General features: G+C 36.5%; 12 protein-coding genes and 1 tRNA gene. 7 read left to right on the top strand and 6 right to left on the bottom strand.

Going from position 1 to position 18,794, the window contains the following annotated elements; translation table 11 throughout:
• Positions 1–1,374, bottom strand: a complete 1,374-nt coding sequence (locus ACKXGU_RS10550) for an MFS transporter (RefSeq protein ID WP_463465282.1) — start codon at positions 1,372–1,374, stop codon at positions 1–3.
• A 130-nt stretch (positions 1,375–1,504) separates the two neighbouring features.
• Complete coding sequence (locus tag ACKXGU_RS10545) at positions 1,505–2,545, bottom strand: LacI family DNA-binding transcriptional regulator (RefSeq protein ID WP_463465281.1); 1,041 nt, start codon at positions 2,543–2,545, stop codon at positions 1,505–1,507.
• A gap of 214 nt (positions 2,546–2,759) precedes the next feature.
• On the opposite strand from ACKXGU_RS10545, the gene ACKXGU_RS10540 reads away from it, so the two are divergent.
• From ACKXGU_RS10540 to ACKXGU_RS10510, 7 genes are read left to right on the top strand one after another with little or no spacing between them, the layout of a single operon-like run.
• Complete coding sequence (locus tag ACKXGU_RS10540) at positions 2,760–5,879, top strand: SusC/RagA family TonB-linked outer membrane protein (RefSeq protein WP_463465280.1); 3,120 nt, start codon at positions 2,760–2,762, stop codon at positions 5,877–5,879.
• Positions 5,880–5,889: 10 nt separating this feature from the next.
• The gene (locus ACKXGU_RS10535) at positions 5,890–7,431 is read left to right on the top strand and encodes a RagB/SusD family nutrient uptake outer membrane protein (protein WP_463465279.1); all 1,542 of its coding nucleotides are present in this window, start codon (positions 5,890–5,892) and stop codon (positions 7,429–7,431) included.
• A gap of 17 nt (positions 7,432–7,448) precedes the next feature.
• Positions 7,449–8,507 (top strand): SusE domain-containing protein, encoded by a 1,059-nt coding sequence (locus tag ACKXGU_RS10530; protein ID WP_463465278.1) that lies wholly within the window; start codon positions 7,449–7,451, stop codon positions 8,505–8,507.
• A 6-nt stretch (positions 8,508–8,513) separates the two neighbouring features.
• Entirely contained in the window at positions 8,514–8,753 is a 240-nt protein-coding gene (locus ACKXGU_RS10525; protein WP_463465277.1) for a hypothetical protein, read from the top strand.
• Positions 8,716–10,353 (top strand): SusE domain-containing protein, encoded by a 1,638-nt coding sequence (locus ACKXGU_RS10520; RefSeq protein ID WP_463465276.1) that lies wholly within the window; start codon positions 8,716–8,718, stop codon positions 10,351–10,353. Before ACKXGU_RS10525 ends, ACKXGU_RS10520 begins: the two co-directional genes overlap by 38 nt.
• Before the next feature lie 48 nt (positions 10,354–10,401).
• Complete coding sequence (locus ACKXGU_RS10515) at positions 10,402–13,269, top strand: alpha-amylase family glycosyl hydrolase (protein ID WP_463465275.1); 2,868 nt, start codon at positions 10,402–10,404, stop codon at positions 13,267–13,269.
• 14 nt (positions 13,270–13,283) lie between these two features.
• A complete protein-coding gene (locus ACKXGU_RS10510) occupies positions 13,284–14,207 on the top strand; it encodes a T9SS type A sorting domain-containing protein (protein ID WP_463465274.1) in 924 nt (307 codons plus the stop codon).
• 70 nt (positions 14,208–14,277) lie between these two features.
• Here ACKXGU_RS10510 and ACKXGU_RS10505 read toward each other — a convergent pair.
• From ACKXGU_RS10505 to ACKXGU_RS10490, 4 genes are all read right to left on the bottom strand, one after another.
• Positions 14,278–14,359: transfer RNA gene (locus ACKXGU_RS10505), tRNA-Leu, on the bottom strand.
• Between the two features lie 296 nt (positions 14,360–14,655).
• Positions 14,656–15,426 carry a 3-hydroxybutyrate dehydrogenase gene (locus ACKXGU_RS10500; protein ID WP_463465273.1) on the bottom strand — a complete coding sequence of 257 codons (771 nt, stop codon included), beginning with the start codon at positions 15,424–15,426 and terminating at the stop codon, positions 14,656–14,658.
• Positions 15,419–16,210 (bottom strand): alpha/beta fold hydrolase, encoded by a 792-nt coding sequence (locus ACKXGU_RS10495; protein ID WP_463465272.1) that lies wholly within the window; start codon positions 16,208–16,210, stop codon positions 15,419–15,421. The genes ACKXGU_RS10500 and ACKXGU_RS10495 overlap by 8 nt, the downstream gene beginning before the upstream one ends.
• A 10-nt stretch (positions 16,211–16,220) precedes the next feature.
• Positions 16,221–18,692 carry a TonB-dependent receptor gene (locus ACKXGU_RS10490; RefSeq protein WP_463465271.1) on the bottom strand — a complete coding sequence of 824 codons (2,472 nt, stop codon included), beginning with the start codon at positions 18,690–18,692 and terminating at the stop codon, positions 16,221–16,223.
• Positions 18,693–18,794: the final 102 nt, after the last annotated feature.

The raw sequence follows: 18,794 nt of genomic DNA, 5'->3' as shown, positions 1-18,794 counted from the left end.
TTAAATTTCTTCCGCTTGATAGGTTATGGCATTTTTGTTAGTGATCAACAGATTACACAAGCCAGCAATCATTAAACTTATTCCCGCGACAGTCATGGCATTAATGGCTTCTTCACCTAATAACCCTGAAACGTAGTTAATTCCTCCCAAAGCCGCTATAATTTGAGGGATTACAATAAACATATTGAAAATACCCATAATAACACCCATCTTTTTCGGATCAACTGCACTCGACAACATAGCGTATGGCATAGACAGAATACTTCCCCACGCAAAACCAATGAGAACAAAGCAATATTTTAAATTTTCAGGTGATGTATAATTCATCATTAAAAACCCTAAACCGCCCAACATTAATGAAACCATATGAACCAGCTTTCTGTTGATTCGTCTTTTGGAAGTATAAAAAGTCAATAACAGCGCAAATGCCATAGATGACAGCCCATAAACGCCCATTGCCGAACCTACGGCATTAGAAGACTCTTGAAAGGCGGTATTAGCTAAATTAAACGCTTCAACTTGATTAGGGAGATTCATATCATATGCAGATTCAACAGGGGCTGGTGTTTTAAAAACATGCTCCGTTAAAGCTGGATTAGCCAAGCTCCACATCGTAAAAAATGCAAACCACGAAAAAAACTGGATGACACCTAATTTCTTCATAGTTAAGGGCATATTGCCAATATTATTTAAAATGTCAGGTATGAATTGATTTTTTTTAGCTTTCTCACGTTCAAACTCCTCCATATCCTCTGGCGGATATTCTTGAGTTGTAAAAATGGTGTAAAGAATACTAGCTAAAAACACAAATGCGCCAATTGCAAAGGCTACTTTTACCGACATGGGTACGACTCCTGATTCTGCAGAATTACTGACGCCAAGTTGTGATACCATCCAAGGTAAATTACTGGCTACCCATGTCCCAATTCCAATAATTAAAGTCTGCACTACAAAACCATAGGATCGCTGTGAATTGGGCAATTTATCAGCTACAAGTGCTCGAAATGGCTCCATTGAAATGTTAATGGAAGCATCCAAAATCCATAAAAATCCTGCCGCTACCCATAATGCAGAAGAATGCGGCACAAAGAACAAAGCCAAAGAACTTAAAATGGCTCCTAAAAGAAAATAAGGTCTACGACGACCTAATTTGGGATGCCAAGTCCTATCACTTAAATATCCTATAATGGGCTGTACTAAAAGACCTGTTAAAGGTGCTGCAATCCACAACAGGGGTATAGCATCTTTTTCAGCTCCAAGTGTTTGAAAAATTCGAGACATAAAGCCTCCCTGCAAAGCAAATCCAAATTGAATTCCCAGAAAACCGAAACTCATGTTCCAAATTTCCCAAAAACCAAGCATGCGCTTTTTCATAATAGTATAATTAAATTAATACTATTTTGACAAGCTTAATTACTTATCAAAACTTATGGTGAGAAGTGAAAATATAAGTTTTGATTCGGGTGTAAATATATAAAAGTTTTTAAAAATGCTATGTTAAAATTCATTTTGTTGATTCCCGTTCTATCAATTCAGTTTCAATTACGACTGTTTGATAATGATCTTCCTCTTCTTCATGCTCCAACTTATATATTAGTAATTCAGCAGCCTTTTCCCCTATCTGTTGCCCGTGCTGACTAACAGTAGTTAAACTCGGTGTGGCGTGTTTTGATAGCACGCCATCTGTAAACCCAATAACCTGAATATCATCGGGAATTTGTTTTCCAAATTTGCGAGCTACCTTCATGGCCGTAATCGCATACAATTCATTAACTGCAAAAATACCATCAAGCTTTTTATTTTGCTTGAACAATTGTTCGATCTCATCTTCCAACACATCTAAATAGTCTTCAGAAACCAGTCTGTCATCAACTTTAAGAATCATACTTGCTTTAGGTTGTATTTTATTTTCCTCAAGAGCCTCCAGATAGCCTTGAGTACGTAGTTTACCTACACTCACATAATCTTTGGTTGTAATGATAGCAATATGTTTACAACCATTATTTACCAGCTTCACGACAGCCTTTTTAGCGCCTTTAACATCATCAACAATAACCTTATCACAATGAATTTCATTAACGATACGATCAAACATGACTATAGGCATTCCTTGGCTTATGGTCTCATTGAAATGGTGATAATCCTGTTGCAAAAGAGTTTCTTTTGAAATAGACAAAATAAAACCGTCAATACTACCATTCGCAAGCATTTCCATGTTGATAACCTCCTTATCAAATGATTCATTTGAAAGTCCTACGATTACATTATACCCTTGTTTGTTGGCAACCAACTCTATTCCCCTAATGACTTTTGAGAAAAAATGGTGTACAATTTCGGGTATAATAATACCTATTGTTTTGGTTTTTCTGTTCTTTAAACTTAAGGCTATATTATTAGGTCGGTAATTATATAATTTAGCAAATGCCTGGACTTTTTCTCGAGTATCTTCACTAATTTCCTTGCTGTCTCGCAAGGCCTTCGAAACCGTAGAAATTGACACTTCCAATTCACGTGCAATTTGCTTGAGTGTTATCTTTCTTTTCATTCGTTGAATTTGTTCAATAAATATAGGACAAATTAGTGTTTTCAGATGTTTTTCCTATTGAAATAATGGATTTCTTAAAAAGTTGTTAACACGAAAACGTTTTCGCTGCGGATATCGTAATCCTGCTCCTTTTTTTTACATAATATTTACATAGATTTAACATCGAGAAGTGGAAATATAGTGAATATAATTAAGACTAATTCAAAAGCTTTATATGAAAACAACAATTAATAGTATACTGTTTTTATTATTGGTTTTGCCAACCTTTATGTTTGGTCAAAACATGGTAACTGGTACAGTAACTGAACAAACCTCTTCATTGCCCTTACCTGGAGTGAATGTCATAATCAAAGGTACTACAACAGGTACATCCACAGATTTTGACGGTAATTATCAAATTCAAGCCAACAATGGAGATGTGCTAGTATTTTCCTATATAGGATATGTGACTAAAGAAATTATTTTCAATGGCGAAGCACGCCTTGATGCTGTTCTGGATGAAGATGCGGCTCAACTTGACGAAGTCGTTATTATAGGATATGGTAGCGTTAAAAAAGAAGATGCTACAGGATCTGTTTCCCTAGTAACTGACGAAGATTTTAATAAAGGTAATATTGTTTCTACTGATCAATTAATCAATGGTAAAGTTGCCGGTGTTAGAATTACAAATTCAGGTGGCCAACCAGATTCAGCTCCCAATATTAGGATAAGAGGAGGCTCATCTTTGAGTGGCAACAACAACCCTCTTATTGTAATTGATGGAGTGCCTATTTCAAATATTAATCCAGCTGGGGTTAGCAACCCTTTATCATTGGTAAACCCAAATGACGTAGAGAGTTTCTCTATTTTAAAAGATGCTTCGGCGACAGCTATCTATGGTGCCAGAGCTTCTAATGGTGTTATTATCATAACTACTAAAAAAGGGACATCTGGTGAGCCACAATTCACTTTCTCGACCGATATTTCGGTAAATAGTGCCGGTGAAGGATTGGACATGATGGATAGTGATACCTATGTCAGATTTATTCAGGAATACCATCCTGATTTAGTTGATAAATTGGGGGTTCCTCTAGGTTCCGTTCAAACAAATGAAAGCATTTCTCAAATAATCGATACCCCTGGTGGTCCTCGTGCTATCTATGATACGGATTGGAGAGACAATGTTTTAAGAACAGCTTTTACTTCCAATACAAACTTTAGTGCCAGAGCCAACTTGTTTAATGCATTACCTTTTAGAGGCTCCATAAGTTATACAAATGCCGAAGGTGTTGTTAAAACCGATGACTATGAGCGTGTAACAGCTTCTATTAATTTATCACCAAAATTTTTCGATGATAAATTAAAGGTTACTTTAAATGCGAAAGCTACTTATGCTGATAAAAATGCAGTGGATGCTGGTGGCGCTTTGGGAGGATCATTGGTTTTTGACCCAACAAAGCCAGTTTACAATTACGCCCCGGACAATCGCTTTGGCGGTTATTATTTCAATACCAATCAAGATGGAAACCGTTTAATTCTTGACGGACAATGGAATCCATTAGCTTTATTGGAACAACGGGAACGTCCTGAACGTGCTACGCGTTTTTTAGGTAACTTGGAATTAGATTATAACTTTGATTTCTTACCGGGCTTAAGAGCCGTTGTCAATTTAGGTTTAGACGCTTCAAAATCTAAAATTACTGAAACGTTTTACGATAATGCAGCTGCGACCTATCAATTTGATATTGATGACAATTACTTGTTTAATCCAGGCGAAAACTATGCTGAAAATCAAGACATCACCAACACAACCATGGATGCATTTTTACAGTATACTAAATTGTATGATGATAAATTTGTTAGCAAATTTGATCTTCAGGCTGGTTATTCATACCAAAATTTCAAGAATGATGGTACCAAAAGGGAATATCGCTATCATGTAGACGACAGTGAAACTGATGATGACAATGATTTAGTTGGGCAACGAGAATTGATATATGATCCTGCAAACCCGAATAATCGTTACTATAATGAGTATAATTTACAATCTTTCTTTGGAAGAGCGAATGTTGATCTTTTAAACCGCTATCTATTTACTTTTTCATTAAGAGCGGATGCATCATCATTATTTGTACTTGATGATGTTTGGGATTCAAATGCTTGGGGCTTTTTCCCTGCTGCCGCTTTTGCATGGAAGGTATCCAGTGAAGAATTTATGCAGAATGTTAATTTCGTTAATGATTTCAAAATTCGTCTTGGTTGGGGTAGAACAGGCCAAAATGACATTTCGCAAATTGTAGGCTATTACCCAACAACCCCATTATTTACTGCCGGAGGAGCCAATAGCCAATATCTTCCAGGATATGGTTTATACTCTGCCTTACCTTACAACCCAGATTTAACTTGGGAAAAGACCACGACTTATAACCTAGGAGTTGATTTTAGCTTCTTTGAACACAATTTTGTTACCGGTTCGTTTGATATCTATCAACGAAAAACGAAGGATCTATTGGCGCGTGTGAACGTACCACCAGGACAAGGGTTTTCTGACACCTTCGTGAAAAACGTTGGTGAAATTGAAGGCAAAGGGTTTGAATTAAATTTAGTGTTAAACCCTGTTCAAACTGATGATTTATCCGTATCTTTAAATGGTAACTTGAGTTACGTCTATAATGAAATAGTTGATATTGGTGGTCAAGCTGATATTAATAGAGGTGGTGCGTTAAGAGGCACGGGAGCCTTCTTATTAAGTGATGTTGTTGGTCAACAAGCGCAAAGTGCATCAGTATTTAAGCAGTTGTATGACAGCAATGGAAATCCAATTCCGGGTGCATTTGCTGATTTAAATGGTGATAATGTCATTAATGATGATGATAGATATCATGTTCAAATAGCGCCTAACTGGACTTATGGTTTTGGTTTAGATATATCTTACAAAAACTGGGATTTCAATTCTGGTTTTATCGGGCAAATTGGTGGTAATATTTATAACTTCAATAAAATGAACTTTGGATTTACTGAAGCCGTTGTGCCAGCTAACAATAACAGCATTACAAACGCACTAAATTTTTATAATGGTTCAGCAGATCCTGCATTTGAAAATGTGAATGGTAACATTCAGTTTTCAGATTACTATTTAGAAGATGCCACATTTTTAAGATGTAATAATATTGTTTTGGGCTACACCTTTGACAATATGATTAAAAATGGTAACGTAAGAATGTATGGAGCGGTAACTAATCCTTTTACCATTACAGATTATGATGGTATGGATCCTCAAAATTTTGGAGGTATCGATCGTGATTTCTATCCAAGACCAACAACCTTTACATTGGGTGTTAATTTTGACTTTTAAAAAACAAACTATGAAAAAAATATTTTTATTAACAGGAATTTTGGCCATGACGTTGCTATCGTCATGTACCAATGATTTAGACACCGAACCTAAAGTAGAATTATCTTTAGAGGAAATATTAGCTCAAGACCCTAATGCCGTAGAAGGTATTGTCTCTAGACTTTATGCTTCTTTTGCACTTTCAGGTCCAGATGGACCTGGTAGTTCGGATATTAGTGATGATCCAGGTGAGTCGCCCTTCTTAAGAGGTATTATCAATCTTCAGGATTTTACTGCAGATGGGATGAAAAACAGATGGGGCGATGACGGATTAGATCAATTGACCACTTGCTCGGATTGGGATGCGAACAATAAGTTTTTTAGATACTTATACAATCGAGCATATTATACTATTCCGCAATGTAACAATCTGATTAGTATTTTGAGTACAGCTAACATAGCTGATACAGAGGAAGCATTGTCTGAAGCTCGCTTTTTGAGATCTCTAGCCTATTTTTATATAATTGATGCTTTTGGAAAAGGCGTATTGGTAACCGAAGAAAACTTAAATCAAACCGATCCAATCAGAGAGTACAGCAGAAGAGAACTATTTGAATTTGTTGAAAGAGAACTCTTGGAAATACAACCAATTATGTCGCCAGACAATGGTTATGGTCGTGCGAATCGATTTACAGCTGCCATGTTATTGGCAAAATTGTATATCAATGCTGAAGTCTATATTGGGGTAAGTAAATATTCTGAAGCTTTATCTTATTTGAATATTGTCATTGATGAAGGCGGTTATCAATTGGCACCAAATTTTTTAGAAAACTTTTCTGCCGATAATGATACATCACCGGAAATTATTTTCCCTTTGATTGCTGATGCCGTTAACAGTCAAAGTTTTGGGAACACCACCTATATCGTTAATGGTAGTTTGAGTTCTGATACGATGACACTATCAGATTTTGGCGCAGCTGAAGGTTGGCAGGGGCATAGAGCTACAGAAGCTTGGTATGGTCTATTTGGTGATTTAGGCACTTCAAATGATGCTCGTGCAGCTTTATTTTGGACATCAGGCCATAATTATGTTATGACTGATTACAGAGAATGGACGGATGGATATCCATCTATTAAGTTCAGAAATACTGAATACAACTCTACATCAACCACAACAACATCTTTTTCAAGTACTGATTTTCCATTATACAGGCTCGCAGACGCCAACTTGATGTATGCTGAATGTGCTCTTCAAGGTGCTGCAGGTGCAGATATGAACAAAGCTTTGACATTAGTAAATAATGTTAGAACACGATCTTCAGCCGATCCAATTACTATGAATCAATTAACATTGGATTTTATCATCGATGAAAGAGGTCGCGAGTTGAATTTTGAAGGTCACAGAAGAACCGATTTAATTCGTTTTGGAATGTTTACAGGAAGTAGCTATTTGTGGCCTTGGAAAGGAAACGTTCAAAATGGTGCTTCAATCCCTGTGCACTATAATGTTTTTCCAATTCCGGAACAAGCCTTAAGTGCCAATCCAAATCTTCAACAAAATCCTGGATATTAATTTAAAAAATGAAGGAAATGAAAAATATACTTAAAATAACATGGCTTTTTGCATTTGCATTAATTCTAGGGTCATGTTCCGATGACGACGAAAAACTCCTCTTAACCACAGAGGGAGCCAGTGTGATAAATACGCCAACTAATGGTCAAGAGTTTATTTTAAACCCTTTAGAGGAGCAAACAAATATTGCCATTACTTTCAGTTGGGATCATTCAAGTTATGGTACACCAACTGGCGTAGACTATTCTGTTGAGATAGCAACTAATGGAAGTAGTTTTAGTGATGCCAGAACGTTGGCAACCATTAGCGATACTTATTTTACGATGAGCATTTCAGATTTTAATGCTGCTGTTAGTGCACTTGGACTACAGCCATTTACATCAAGTAATGTGGACGTTAGAATTAAATCAACAGTAGGTGACCCGAGTCAACTACCTCAATATTCTGATACTGTAACTATTTCTGTAACGCCTTTTACAACGGATTTACCAAAAATAGCAGTTCCAGGTAACCATCAAGGATGGGATCCTCCGACTGCACCTCGATTGGCATCTTCGGCTTTTGGAGAAACTGATTATGTTGGCTATCTCTGGTTAGATGGCGAATATAAATTTGTAGCTCCTAATGGAACAGGTGATTTCGAATGGGGTAACATCGACTGGGGAGATGATGGAAATTTCAATGGCACTTTAGTCGTTGATGACGAAGTTAATTGTAATGCAAGTACTGCTGGATATTACTATGTAACTGCTAATACAAACGAACTAACTTACTCAGCCACATCAGTAAGCTGGGGCATCATTGGTGCGGCTACGCCAACAGGTTGGGATTCAGATACAGATTTTGTTTACAACAGCGCTAACCAAACTTTAGAGATAGACATCGATTTATCTCCTGGCCCATTCAAATTCAGAGGGAATAATGAATGGGGGCAATTTGATTTGGGAACTGTTGATGATGACGGCTTTTTACAAGGTGGTGGCGATCTTACATTTGATGGGACAGCAGGAAATTACCATGTAGTATTAGACTTATCAAACCCTAGAGAATACACTTATTCCCTGACATTAAACTAATTAGCTATGAAAAATTTATTAAAAACAATTTACCTTTTAACACTACTTTTTGTAGTTGTTAGTTGTAATGACGAAAATGATTTCGGGTTTGTCACCCCAGATGATAATTTTACGATTGTATCTCCCAACAGCGGTTCTACTTTATTTTTAGATAATCAAAATGAGCAAAACATAGCCCTTACAATTGTTTGGGAAGATAATGTAACCAATGCAGAAAGTTATTCTATTGAAATGTCTTCGAATTGAAGAGTTTACCGAATCTGTAACAATTGGTTCTTCTTCTAATAATACATTTTCTTTATCTGTTGAAAGTTTAAATGCTCTATTACTGGATTATGAAGTTCCTGCTTTTGAGGAAACATCATTATACTTTAGAGTCAATGCTGGAGGTCAATTCACAGATGCTATTTCTTTAGCTTTAAGCACTTATCCTGAATCAAATCCTATAATAACAAGTCCAGACAGTACATTTGCTTTGGTTTTATCTGATGTTACAGAAGATGAAAATGCAATAACAGTGACTTGGGATGATCCAGATTTTTCAGATAACACAACTGTTCCTATTACATATTATTTAGAAGCTGCTACAGCAGGTACTGATTTTGCTGTAGTTGAAAACATTGGAACAACTTCCGAAAGAATGGATGAAACCATTCATGGTGAACTGAATGATGCCGCATTAAACCTTGGTCTTGCTGTTGATATGGCTGGAACATTGGACTTGAGAGTTCGATCAGTTATTGAAACGGCAAGTGGTGATTTAGAACGTATTTCTGATTTTATAACCATAACTGTTACACCTTACGAAACTGCCTTGTTACCTGTTATTTATGGCGTGGGAGCAGGATTACCAGATGCTGGTTGGGGCTGGGATTCTCCAGTGGAACTTTTACTTCAAGGATCAGTCTATTCAAGTAATGTTAATTTATCACCTGATAATGGTGGAAACTTCAGATTCTTTGCTCAAATGGATTGGGGCCCTGATAGTTTCAACTACCCATGGTATGAGTCCAGAGGATTTACTATTGATGCCAATTTAGTAAATGCTAATGATGGTGATAGTAATTTCCAATTTGTTGGTACAGCTGGCGAATATTTCCTTGAAATAGATATGGAAAACAAAACCATTACTTTAGGACCTCCAGTTGTAGGCCCTAACTGTGAGTTTGACCAACTTTGGTTAGTTGGAGCTGGCGTTCCTGATGCTGGTTGGGGTTGGGACTCTCCAGTTCAATTACCATGTACTGGAAACGGTGTATATTCTGGCAATGTAAACCTTCAAAATAATGGTGGTGCAGATAATAATTTTAGATTCTTTACTGACGCTACATTAGAATGGGCTTCTCCAAGTTTTAATTATCCTTATTATGTAAGTGAGGGTTACACTATTGATTCTGATTTTGTAGATGCTATGGATGGTGACAATAACTTTGCATTTGTTGGAACTACTGGTCAATATTTCTTAACAGTTGATACAATTAATCAAACTATTACTTTAGGTCCACCGCAAACAACTTGCGAGTTTGATCAACTTTGGTTAGTTGGTGCTGGTGTTCCTGATGCTGGTTGGGCTTGGGATACTCCAGTAGCTTTCCCTTGTACAGGTGCTGGAATCTATTCAGCAGAGGTTACTTTTGCCAATGATGCTTTTAGATTTTTCACTGATAGTTCATTAGAATGGGCATCTCCAAGTTTCAACTTTCCTTACTATGAAGGTGAAGGTTACACTATAGATGCCAATTTTGAAAACGCGAATGATGGCGACAGCAACTTTAGGTTCATAGGAACACCTGGAACTTATACCCTAACTATGGATACTGTTAATAAAACAATAACCTTACAATAATTTCTTAAAAGGCTATGGGTTTCCATAGCCTTTTTTTATTAAAAAGCTATGAAACATAAATTACTCACTATTCCTTTTTTATTCTTCGCATTAGTTTTATCTGCACAAACACAAGACGATGTTGTATTTGATATATCTCCCACAGCATTTGAAGAAAATGAGGAGATTACGATTACAGTATCGAATTTAGATGCTTCCATATGGGGAAGTACTGACGGCGAAGATATTTATTTATGGTCATGGTATTTTGACACCAATGGCAATCAAGTTGGTGATTCTCCTACAAACGGCGATTGGACAAACTCAAATGAAGTCCAAAAGTTCACTAATAACAATGATGGTACTTATACCTTTACATTGACACCTACATTATTTTTCAATGATACTGGCATTGGACAAATTGGTATGCTTGTTAAAAGTGATGATGGCGCGCAACAATCTCAAGATGAATTATTCTATGTTGGTATTGTAACATTAATACTCAACAATCCAACTTCAGATACCGTCATTATAGAATCTGGCGGCAGTATCCCAATTAGTGCCTACATGATTTCAGGTGGCAGCACCGAAGTTGGTAATTTTGAGGTCTTTTTAAATGACAATTCTTTAGCTACTGGAACAGGTTTTCCAAATTATGGCACGACTATTACCAACGTTACTGAATCTGGTACTATGAGGGTTGTTGGAACACCTTTTGGGTCTACTGAATCTGGTGAAGCCGCTTTTGAAGTGGTTATTGCCAGCTTAACACTTGAGGCACTTCCTGATGGTCTTGTTGATGGTATCAACTACAATGATTCTGACCCTACTAAAGCTACTTTGGTGGTAGATGCTCCCAATAAAGATTTTGTTTTTCTGGCCGGAAGTTTTAACAACTGGAATCCTTACAGTTCCCACTTAATGAAGAAAGACCCTTCTAGTTCTAAATTTTGGTTAGAAGTTACTGGTTTGACTCCTGGTGAGATTAATACTTATCAATATTGGATTTATGACAATAGTCCTGTAAGTAATTCACCTAATGAAGTTAAAACAGCGGATCCTTTCTCTACATTGGTGCTATCACCCTTTGATGACCCTTGGATTCCAACTTCGTCTTATCCTGATTTACCAGCCTATCCTGCTGGTCAAGAACGTGAAGTTACAGTGCTTCAAACAGGACAAACAGAATACAATTGGCAGGTTACAAACTTTAACAAGCCTAAAAAAGAAGATCTCGTAATTTATGAAGTATTAATTAGAGATTTTGATGGAGATAGAAATTATCAAGACTTAATTGACAAAATAGATTATTTCAAAAACTTAAACATTAATGCAATTGAATTAATGCCAGTCATGGAATATGAAGGCAATGAAAGCTGGGGCTATAATACGGCCTTCCACATGGCATTAGATAAGTTTTATGGTACTGAAGCCAAATTCAAAGAGTTGGTTGACACCTGTCACCAAAATGGTATTGCAGTCATTTTGGATATTGCGTTAAACCATGCTTTTGGCAGAAACCCTATGGTACGCATGTGGATGGATGATCCAGATGGTGATGGCTGGGGAGGCCCTAGTAGTGAAAACCCATACTTTAACCAAACAGCCAGACATAGTTATAATGTTGGAAATGATTTTAATCATCAACAACCTATGACACAAAATTATGTGCAGCGTGTTGTTCAGCATTGGATTGAAGAATTTAAAATTGATGGTTTTCGTTGGGATTTAACCAAAGGATTCACCCAAAATTGTTCTGGAAGTGATGAAGGCTGTACAAACTCCTATCAACAAGATCGTGTGGACATCCTGAAACAATATGCTGATTACTCCTGGAGTTTGGACCCTGATCATTATGTTATTTTTGAACATCTTGGTCAGGATGGTGAAGAGCAACAATGGGCTAATTATCGGATAGGCGAAGGAAAAGGTATCATGATGTGGGGTATTATGAACCATGATTACAATGAATTAACTATGGGTTATCCTGCCAACATAAATAGAATGGGGCATGAGTCAAGAGGCTTTTCGGCACCCAGACTAGTAGGATATGCAGAAAGTCATGATGAAGAACGCCTGATGTATAGAAATCTACAATTTGGAAACAATTCTGCTGGGCATGATGTAAGAGACCTGAACACTGCTCTAGAAAGAATGTCGGCGTTAGGTGCTGTTACTTTGACCATTCCAGGACCAAAAATGATCTGGCATTTTGGTGAATTGGGAATGGAAAACTCTATTTTCACTTGCAATGATGGAAGTGTCAATGAGCCTGGAGGAACTGATGGCGATTGCAAACTTGACACCAAACCACAACCACAATGGATTAACAACTGGCCAGAAGATGCTACCAGAAGTCAAATTTATAATGATTGGGCTCGATTGAATGCTCTAAAAATCCAAGAAGCTGTATTTGAAGGAAATTACTCTATAGATTCAGGAGATTTAACACCGCGTATTTTTATTTGGGATGATGCACTTCCAAGTACAGAACTCAAAAATGTGGTTATCCTAGCAAATTTTGATGTCGTTGCGCAAAATATAGTACCGGATTTCCCTTACACAGGTACGTGGTATGATTTGATGGATGACACTGGTAGTTCTTCTATCAATGTAAGCAATACCACAGCTCCCTTTAACATACCTCCAGGTGAATTCAGAATGTATGGAAATGCATCAGCAACCTTAAGTGTTGATAACATAGAATTAATTAACAGCTTGCAACTTTATCCAAATCCAACTCGTGATACTTTTAAAATCAATCAGTCTATTGATGCTTTAACTATTTATGATACAACCGGAAAACTAATTTATCAGGAAAAAGGACAATTTGATGCCAATCATGAATTTGATGTTTCAAAAATTTCAAATGGTCTTTACCTTGTTAAAATAGACGCCAATAATAGTTCTGTAACCAAACAACTGATTATTAACTAAAGAATTATATAGTAATGAATAATCTTTACGTACTGGCATTTTGCTTATTTGCTGTGGGTGTTTTTGCCCAAACGACCATTCAATATCCACAAAGGGTTGCGAATTATGATGCCATCTTTTTTGATAGTGGTGGTCATTTTGATAATGGAGCTGACGAACTTGGCATGTGGGCAAATGGTGGTGGTGCCAAACAGTCTGTAGCTTGGAAAACATTTACTGAGACCGGTTTAACTGGTGGCACACCAAGTATTATGGCTGTCGGCGATAGTTTTACCATAACTGTTGCAGCTACGCAAGCTTTTGGTCAAATTGGTATAGCCCTGTTGTCAAGCCCAACTTCAACATTGAGTTGGGACGATAGGCAAAACAACTATGCGGTTCAAGTTAATTTAAATGGTAATGGTGGTGCCTATGATCCTTGGGAAGTAGTTTCAAATGGAGGCACTGTAAATGCATCATCAATAAATGGATCAGCAGATTATGCCGATTTTAAGTTTGAGTTTACGCTTAATACCGAAACGACTCTATCTGTATCTATCAACGATGGTGCTGAAGTATTCAATGTAACTCTAAATAATACTGATATTACTGGTTATGCAATTTATTTTGCTGACGATTGGAACGGATTTAGCAATGCTGATATCTTTTGGAAGCCTACAACACAGTATACTTATGCTATGACATTGGGGCTTGAGGACAACTTAAATCTCAACACCACAAGATTATTCCCGAACCCAACAAAAAATCATTTTTACCTTAATTCAAATGTAAAATCTGTTGAGATATTTGATACCACTGGTAAGTTAATTAAAGCTTTCTACGGTGATTTTATAACGCGTCACACATTCAGTACAACAGGATTAAAAGAAGGTTTATACTTTATAAAAGCAACGAACAACTCAGGAAGTCATTTTACCACTAAACTTATGAAAATCTGAGTATTTAATTGATTAATAGCAATTGTCAATTACAGAAAAAGCTTCTTGTTTCCAAGAAGCTTTTTTTTCGTGCGGGCGGGGAGACTCGAACTCCCACACCTCGCGGCACTAGATCCTAAGTCTAGCGTGTCTACCAATTCCACCACGCCCGCATTAGATTTCCCAATAAATGGGATGCAAATATAAACAATAGTTTGAATAATCAAATGTATCTTTTGGGAAAAATTCCTTACCCATAGTTCTTTTGAAAAAATCGATTGAAAGCTAAAATCCTATATTTGAAAAGGGTTTACATAATGGCCATCCTATCCATTAATTTAAATAGGCTCACTTAAGTTTTAAAAAATAATGATATGATTTAGTTCCTATAGTCACAAAAAACAAACCACCACTTTTATATAAAAAGTGGTGGAACTTAAAAATTAAAAAACTAATTCTAAAAAAACACTTACTGTGCTGTCCATCCACCATCAAGGACAAACTCTGATCCAGTAATGGTTGATGAAGTTTCTTTTGCCAACAATAAAGCCATATCAGCCAGTGCCTCAACTGGCACAAAAGATTTTACTGCTTGCTTTTTTAACATGACTTTTGTTATAACATCTTCTTCTGACATATTATGGGATTTCGCTTGATCAGGTATTTGTTTTTCAACAAGTGGCGTACGCACATAACCTGGACAAATAGCATTACAGGTTATATTATAAGGCGCTCCTTCTAAACCAAGTACTTTGGTCATACCTATGACACCGTGCTTAGCAGTAACATAGGCCGTTTTATATTCTGAAGCACGTAATCCGTGTACTGATGAAATGTTTATTATCCGTCCAAAATTTTGCTCTTTCATATACTTCCAAGCGGCTTTTGAGGCATAAAATGCGGCATTCATATTGATAGCAATGATGGCTTCATATTTGTCGTTTGGAAATTCATCAATTGGCGAAACATATTGGATGCCAGCGTTGTTTACTAAAACATCCAAGCGACCAAAAATGTCATAGGTTTTTTTTACCAATTCTTCTACTTGGTCAGGTTGCCTTAAATTCACATTGGAAAAAGCTGTTTTAACATTGTTCTTATTTCCTATTTGCATTGCTATTTCTAAACCATTAGACTCAAGACCATGAAACATAATATGGTATTCATTTTGAGCAAATTGTTTTGCTATACCCAAACCAATACCACTGGTACTACCTGTTATTAATGCAACTCTATTCATTTTTTAAAAAGTCTAAAACAATTTTGTTAAAGGTTTCTGGTTGGTCCAGCACAACACCATGTCTTGAATTTTCAATTACCTTTAGTTGTGCATTTTGCATCCTTCCTGTATATTCCTCTTTAAAACTTACGGGCGAATAATCCATATCTGAAGCCACAACCAATGTTTCAGCTTCAATATCTCGAAGTTTATCACCAAGTCCCCAATTCATTAATGTAACAAAAGACTGATAATATGCTTCAAAATCATTGGCAGCACAACGAGACTCAAAATCATTTTTTAGCGATTCTTGTTGAGGCTCCGGAAACATATTGTAGGCTATTTCCTTTGCCAAAGCCTTTAACCCTTTAGTTTTCAAAAAAGTTGTTCTGGTATCCAATAGTTCTTCTCCAAGTTTTCCCATGGCATTAAAATCTGGCCCGCTGTTTACAATAACCATTTTATCAACGAGTTCTGGATACGAATATGCCAACTGAAAAGCCACTGCTCCTCCCATTGAAAACCCTATAGGTGTTACTTGGTTTAGACCTAGTTCACTTAAGAGCTTTACAACATCTTCAACCATGATAACTACGCCGTAGTCCAAGTTTTTGTGAAAAGATTTTCCGTGCCCTCGCAAATCTGGGACTATTACTCGATATTCTTTTGAAAATGCCGGAACTTGAAACTCCCAATCCAATTTTGTTGATCCCAAGCCATGTAATAACAATAGCACTTTACCATTGTTATTACCAGCATCAGAATAATCCAAAGAAATAGGCTCTCTGTTTACTTCTTTTGGCATTTACTAAAATTTATTGGTTCTTTTTAAAGAAATTGAATTTATACTTTAATTCAAAAGAAATTAATCTTCCAATGGCTGGAGAAGCCACAAACTCCCTGATTTCAGTATCAAATAAATTAGTTACATTCACACCCATCGATACATTTTCATTCAAGTTGTAGCCAAAATTAGCGTCAATAGTAAATCCTCCTAAAGGCCCGTAGTTCCATGTTCTTCCTACTCTAGCATTTTCAACAATTTCATTAACACCATCACCATCCAGGTCTTGTGTTTTGGCCGCAACATTTATTCCTGAAAAGAAATCATAATCTTGGACCCATCTGCCAAAAACAGCTCCATAAAACTTGTCTGAACTATAATGCAATCCAACATTAAATTTATGTTCTGGAGTATTGATAGGAAGTTCACTTTCTAAAACCACACCGTCCAAATTCCCATCATTATCCAAATCATTTGTATCTAAACTACGTCCAAAATAGGAATAGTTAAATGAGGTTCTAAAAGCATCAGAAATATAATAGTTCAACCCTATATCAACACCATAAGTATCAACACTACCAAAATTGCTGTAGGTTAACAACACAGGTGATTGACTAGCACCAGGTGACACCTCATCTATTGGTGTATCACCAATGTGAGTTACATAGTTGCCATTGGCGGCATCAGCTATATTTCGCAGAGGACTTATAAAATTCTCTGACATATTATAATACGCGCTAGCGTCAATAAAAAACTTGTCTGAAATCTTCCCTTTGAAACCTAACTCAAAAGAGTTAATAGTTTCAACTTCCAAAGGATCTATTACTGTTCCGTCTGTTAAGGTAAATCCTTCACCATTCCCTAAAACCAATCCACCAAATAAATTTCCTTTTAAGTTTAATATTGAAGGCACTGCCATACCTCTACCATAAGTCAATCTAAACGTACCCGCGTCAATTGACTTGGTGATTGCGGCTTTAGGCAATAAGTTTGTTCCATATAAATCATGATTGTCAGCTCTTAAACCAGCCAAGAAATTCCAACCAGAATCCAGTTTATATTCAAACTGCCCATAAAAGCCTATTTGTCCAATTTCAATTGGTCCATCAGCATCCAATAAATATGTTCCTTCAGAATCTGCCATATCCAACTGGTACTGCCCTCCTAATGTCAGATAAAAATTTCCCCAATTGTTATTGTATTGGGCTTCACCATTAAATCGTTCCGATGCATCTTTAAACAGGGCTCCTCTTGGTATAGCAATACCTAGTGAAGGCACCCATTGTTCATAAAGTGCACGACTCCATGCTTCTTCTTCAGAAAAACCATTTTCAATAAATGACACATAGTTTTGAGTACGTTGATTAATGGCATAAGTCTCATCTGTTCTACTCCAAGTGTAGTAAGCATTTGCAAAGATATTTTTAGACACAAATTTTACTTGTGCTATATCTAATGTCCAGTCTTTAATTTGGTTTCTACCTGCATTAGTTACTGCCAGATTTGTATTATTACTATGCCCATAATACCCAATTAATTCTGATTGTTTTCCTGTTTTATAATGAACTGCTCCACCATATTTAAGGGCGTCAAAATCACGGTCTAAATTATGCTCTTCATAAGCTGTTGTACCTACATATACAGAATCAACATACATAAACTCTTTACCTGCTGTTCTTTCCAGATGTATTTTATAGGATAACCTGTCATTAATGACTTGAGCATGTCTTAATCTACCTGTAATAACATTTTGATTCCCTGCTCCAAATGCTAATGTAGTTCCTTCAGATGTTCTTGGGTTTTTGGTAATTGTGCTTACCAATCCATTATGGGCATTAGGTCCGTATAGGGTTCCATTTGGCCCCAACAATATCTCTACGCGTTCAATATCATCTTTAGTTACTGTTGAGAACGAACCATAAGGTAAACCTGTTGCAATTAGCATGGAAACACGATCATCGGTCATTTGAAGATTTTTAGAATTAAACGCAGAGTTGAAACCACGGATGTTAATTCCTGTTCCTAAAACACCACTTCTAATAAAATCTACACCTTTTTGTCTGGCAGCCATCTCTCCTATGTTAAAACTAGGAAATTCTTCGATTTCCCTGGCGGTTATCACTTCAACAGTCGCAGGTACATCAGTTACCTTTTGAAGCTTTTTTCCGGCAGTAATAACAACTTCATCAAGCACGTTTTCGCCGTCTTCTAACGTACTATTTAATTCGGTATTTTGTCCACTTACGACAGTTATGCTATCTTCAACACTTTTATAACCCACATAGCTTATACTAACCGAATATGTACCTGCTGGAACATTATCTATAGTATAGTTACCATCAAAGTCTGTAATAGCCCCTACTTTTAAGTCTGTAATTTGTACTGTAGCACCCGTTAACGGTACACCATTGATATCTAAAACCGTCCCGCTAACAGTTCCAGTATCCTGTGCATAAGCAAAACCAGTAATCATTAAAATGGTCAGAAGTAATATTTTTTTCATGATCTTATTAGATTAATTAAGTTATTGACGCAATCTATTAGGAATTAATATGGATTATAAAATGAAATGTCAAGTTGTTGGATGCGACTTTTTAATAATTTG

This window comes from Hanstruepera sp. CR43 (assembly GCF_055227665.1).
Note: the sequence above shows the minus strand (reverse complement) of the source record. Positions and strands in the feature narration are given on the sequence as shown.

Bases quoted from the DNA above. Each gene is read 5' to 3' on its own strand.
- ACKXGU_RS10520 (WP_463465276.1), top strand. From the start codon at position 8,716: ATGCAGAAAGTTATTCTATTGAAATGTCTTCGAATTGAAGAGTTTACC.
- ACKXGU_RS10530 (WP_463465278.1), top strand. From the start codon at position 7,449: ATGAAAAATATACTTAAAATAACATGGCTTTTTGCATTTGCATTAATT.
- ACKXGU_RS10510 (WP_463465274.1), top strand. From the start codon at position 13,284: ATGAATAATCTTTACGTACTGGCATTTTGCTTATTTGCTGTGGGTGTT.
- ACKXGU_RS10540 (WP_463465280.1), top strand. From the start codon at position 2,760: ATGAAAACAACAATTAATAGTATACTGTTTTTATTATTGGTTTTGCCA.
- ACKXGU_RS10490 (WP_463465271.1), bottom strand. From the start codon at position 18,692: ATGAAAAAAATATTACTTCTGACCATTTTAATGATTACTGGTTTTGCT.
- ACKXGU_RS10545 (WP_463465281.1), bottom strand. From the start codon at position 2,545: ATGAAAAGAAAGATAACACTCAAGCAAATTGCACGTGAATTGGAAGTG.
- ACKXGU_RS10535 (WP_463465279.1), top strand. From the start codon at position 5,890: ATGAAAAAAATATTTTTATTAACAGGAATTTTGGCCATGACGTTGCTA.
- ACKXGU_RS10515 (WP_463465275.1), top strand. From the start codon at position 10,402: ATGAAACATAAATTACTCACTATTCCTTTTTTATTCTTCGCATTAGTT.
- ACKXGU_RS10500 (WP_463465273.1), bottom strand. From the start codon at position 15,426: ATGAATAGAGTTGCATTAATAACAGGTAGTACCAGTGGTATTGGTTTG.
- ACKXGU_RS10525 (WP_463465277.1), top strand. From the start codon at position 8,514: ATGAAAAATTTATTAAAAACAATTTACCTTTTAACACTACTTTTTGTA.
- ACKXGU_RS10495 (WP_463465272.1), bottom strand. From the start codon at position 16,210: ATGCCAAAAGAAGTAAACAGAGAGCCTATTTCTTTGGATTATTCTGAT.
- ACKXGU_RS10550 (WP_463465282.1), bottom strand. From the start codon at position 1,374: ATGAAAAAGCGCATGCTTGGTTTTTGGGAAATTTGGAACATGAGTTTC.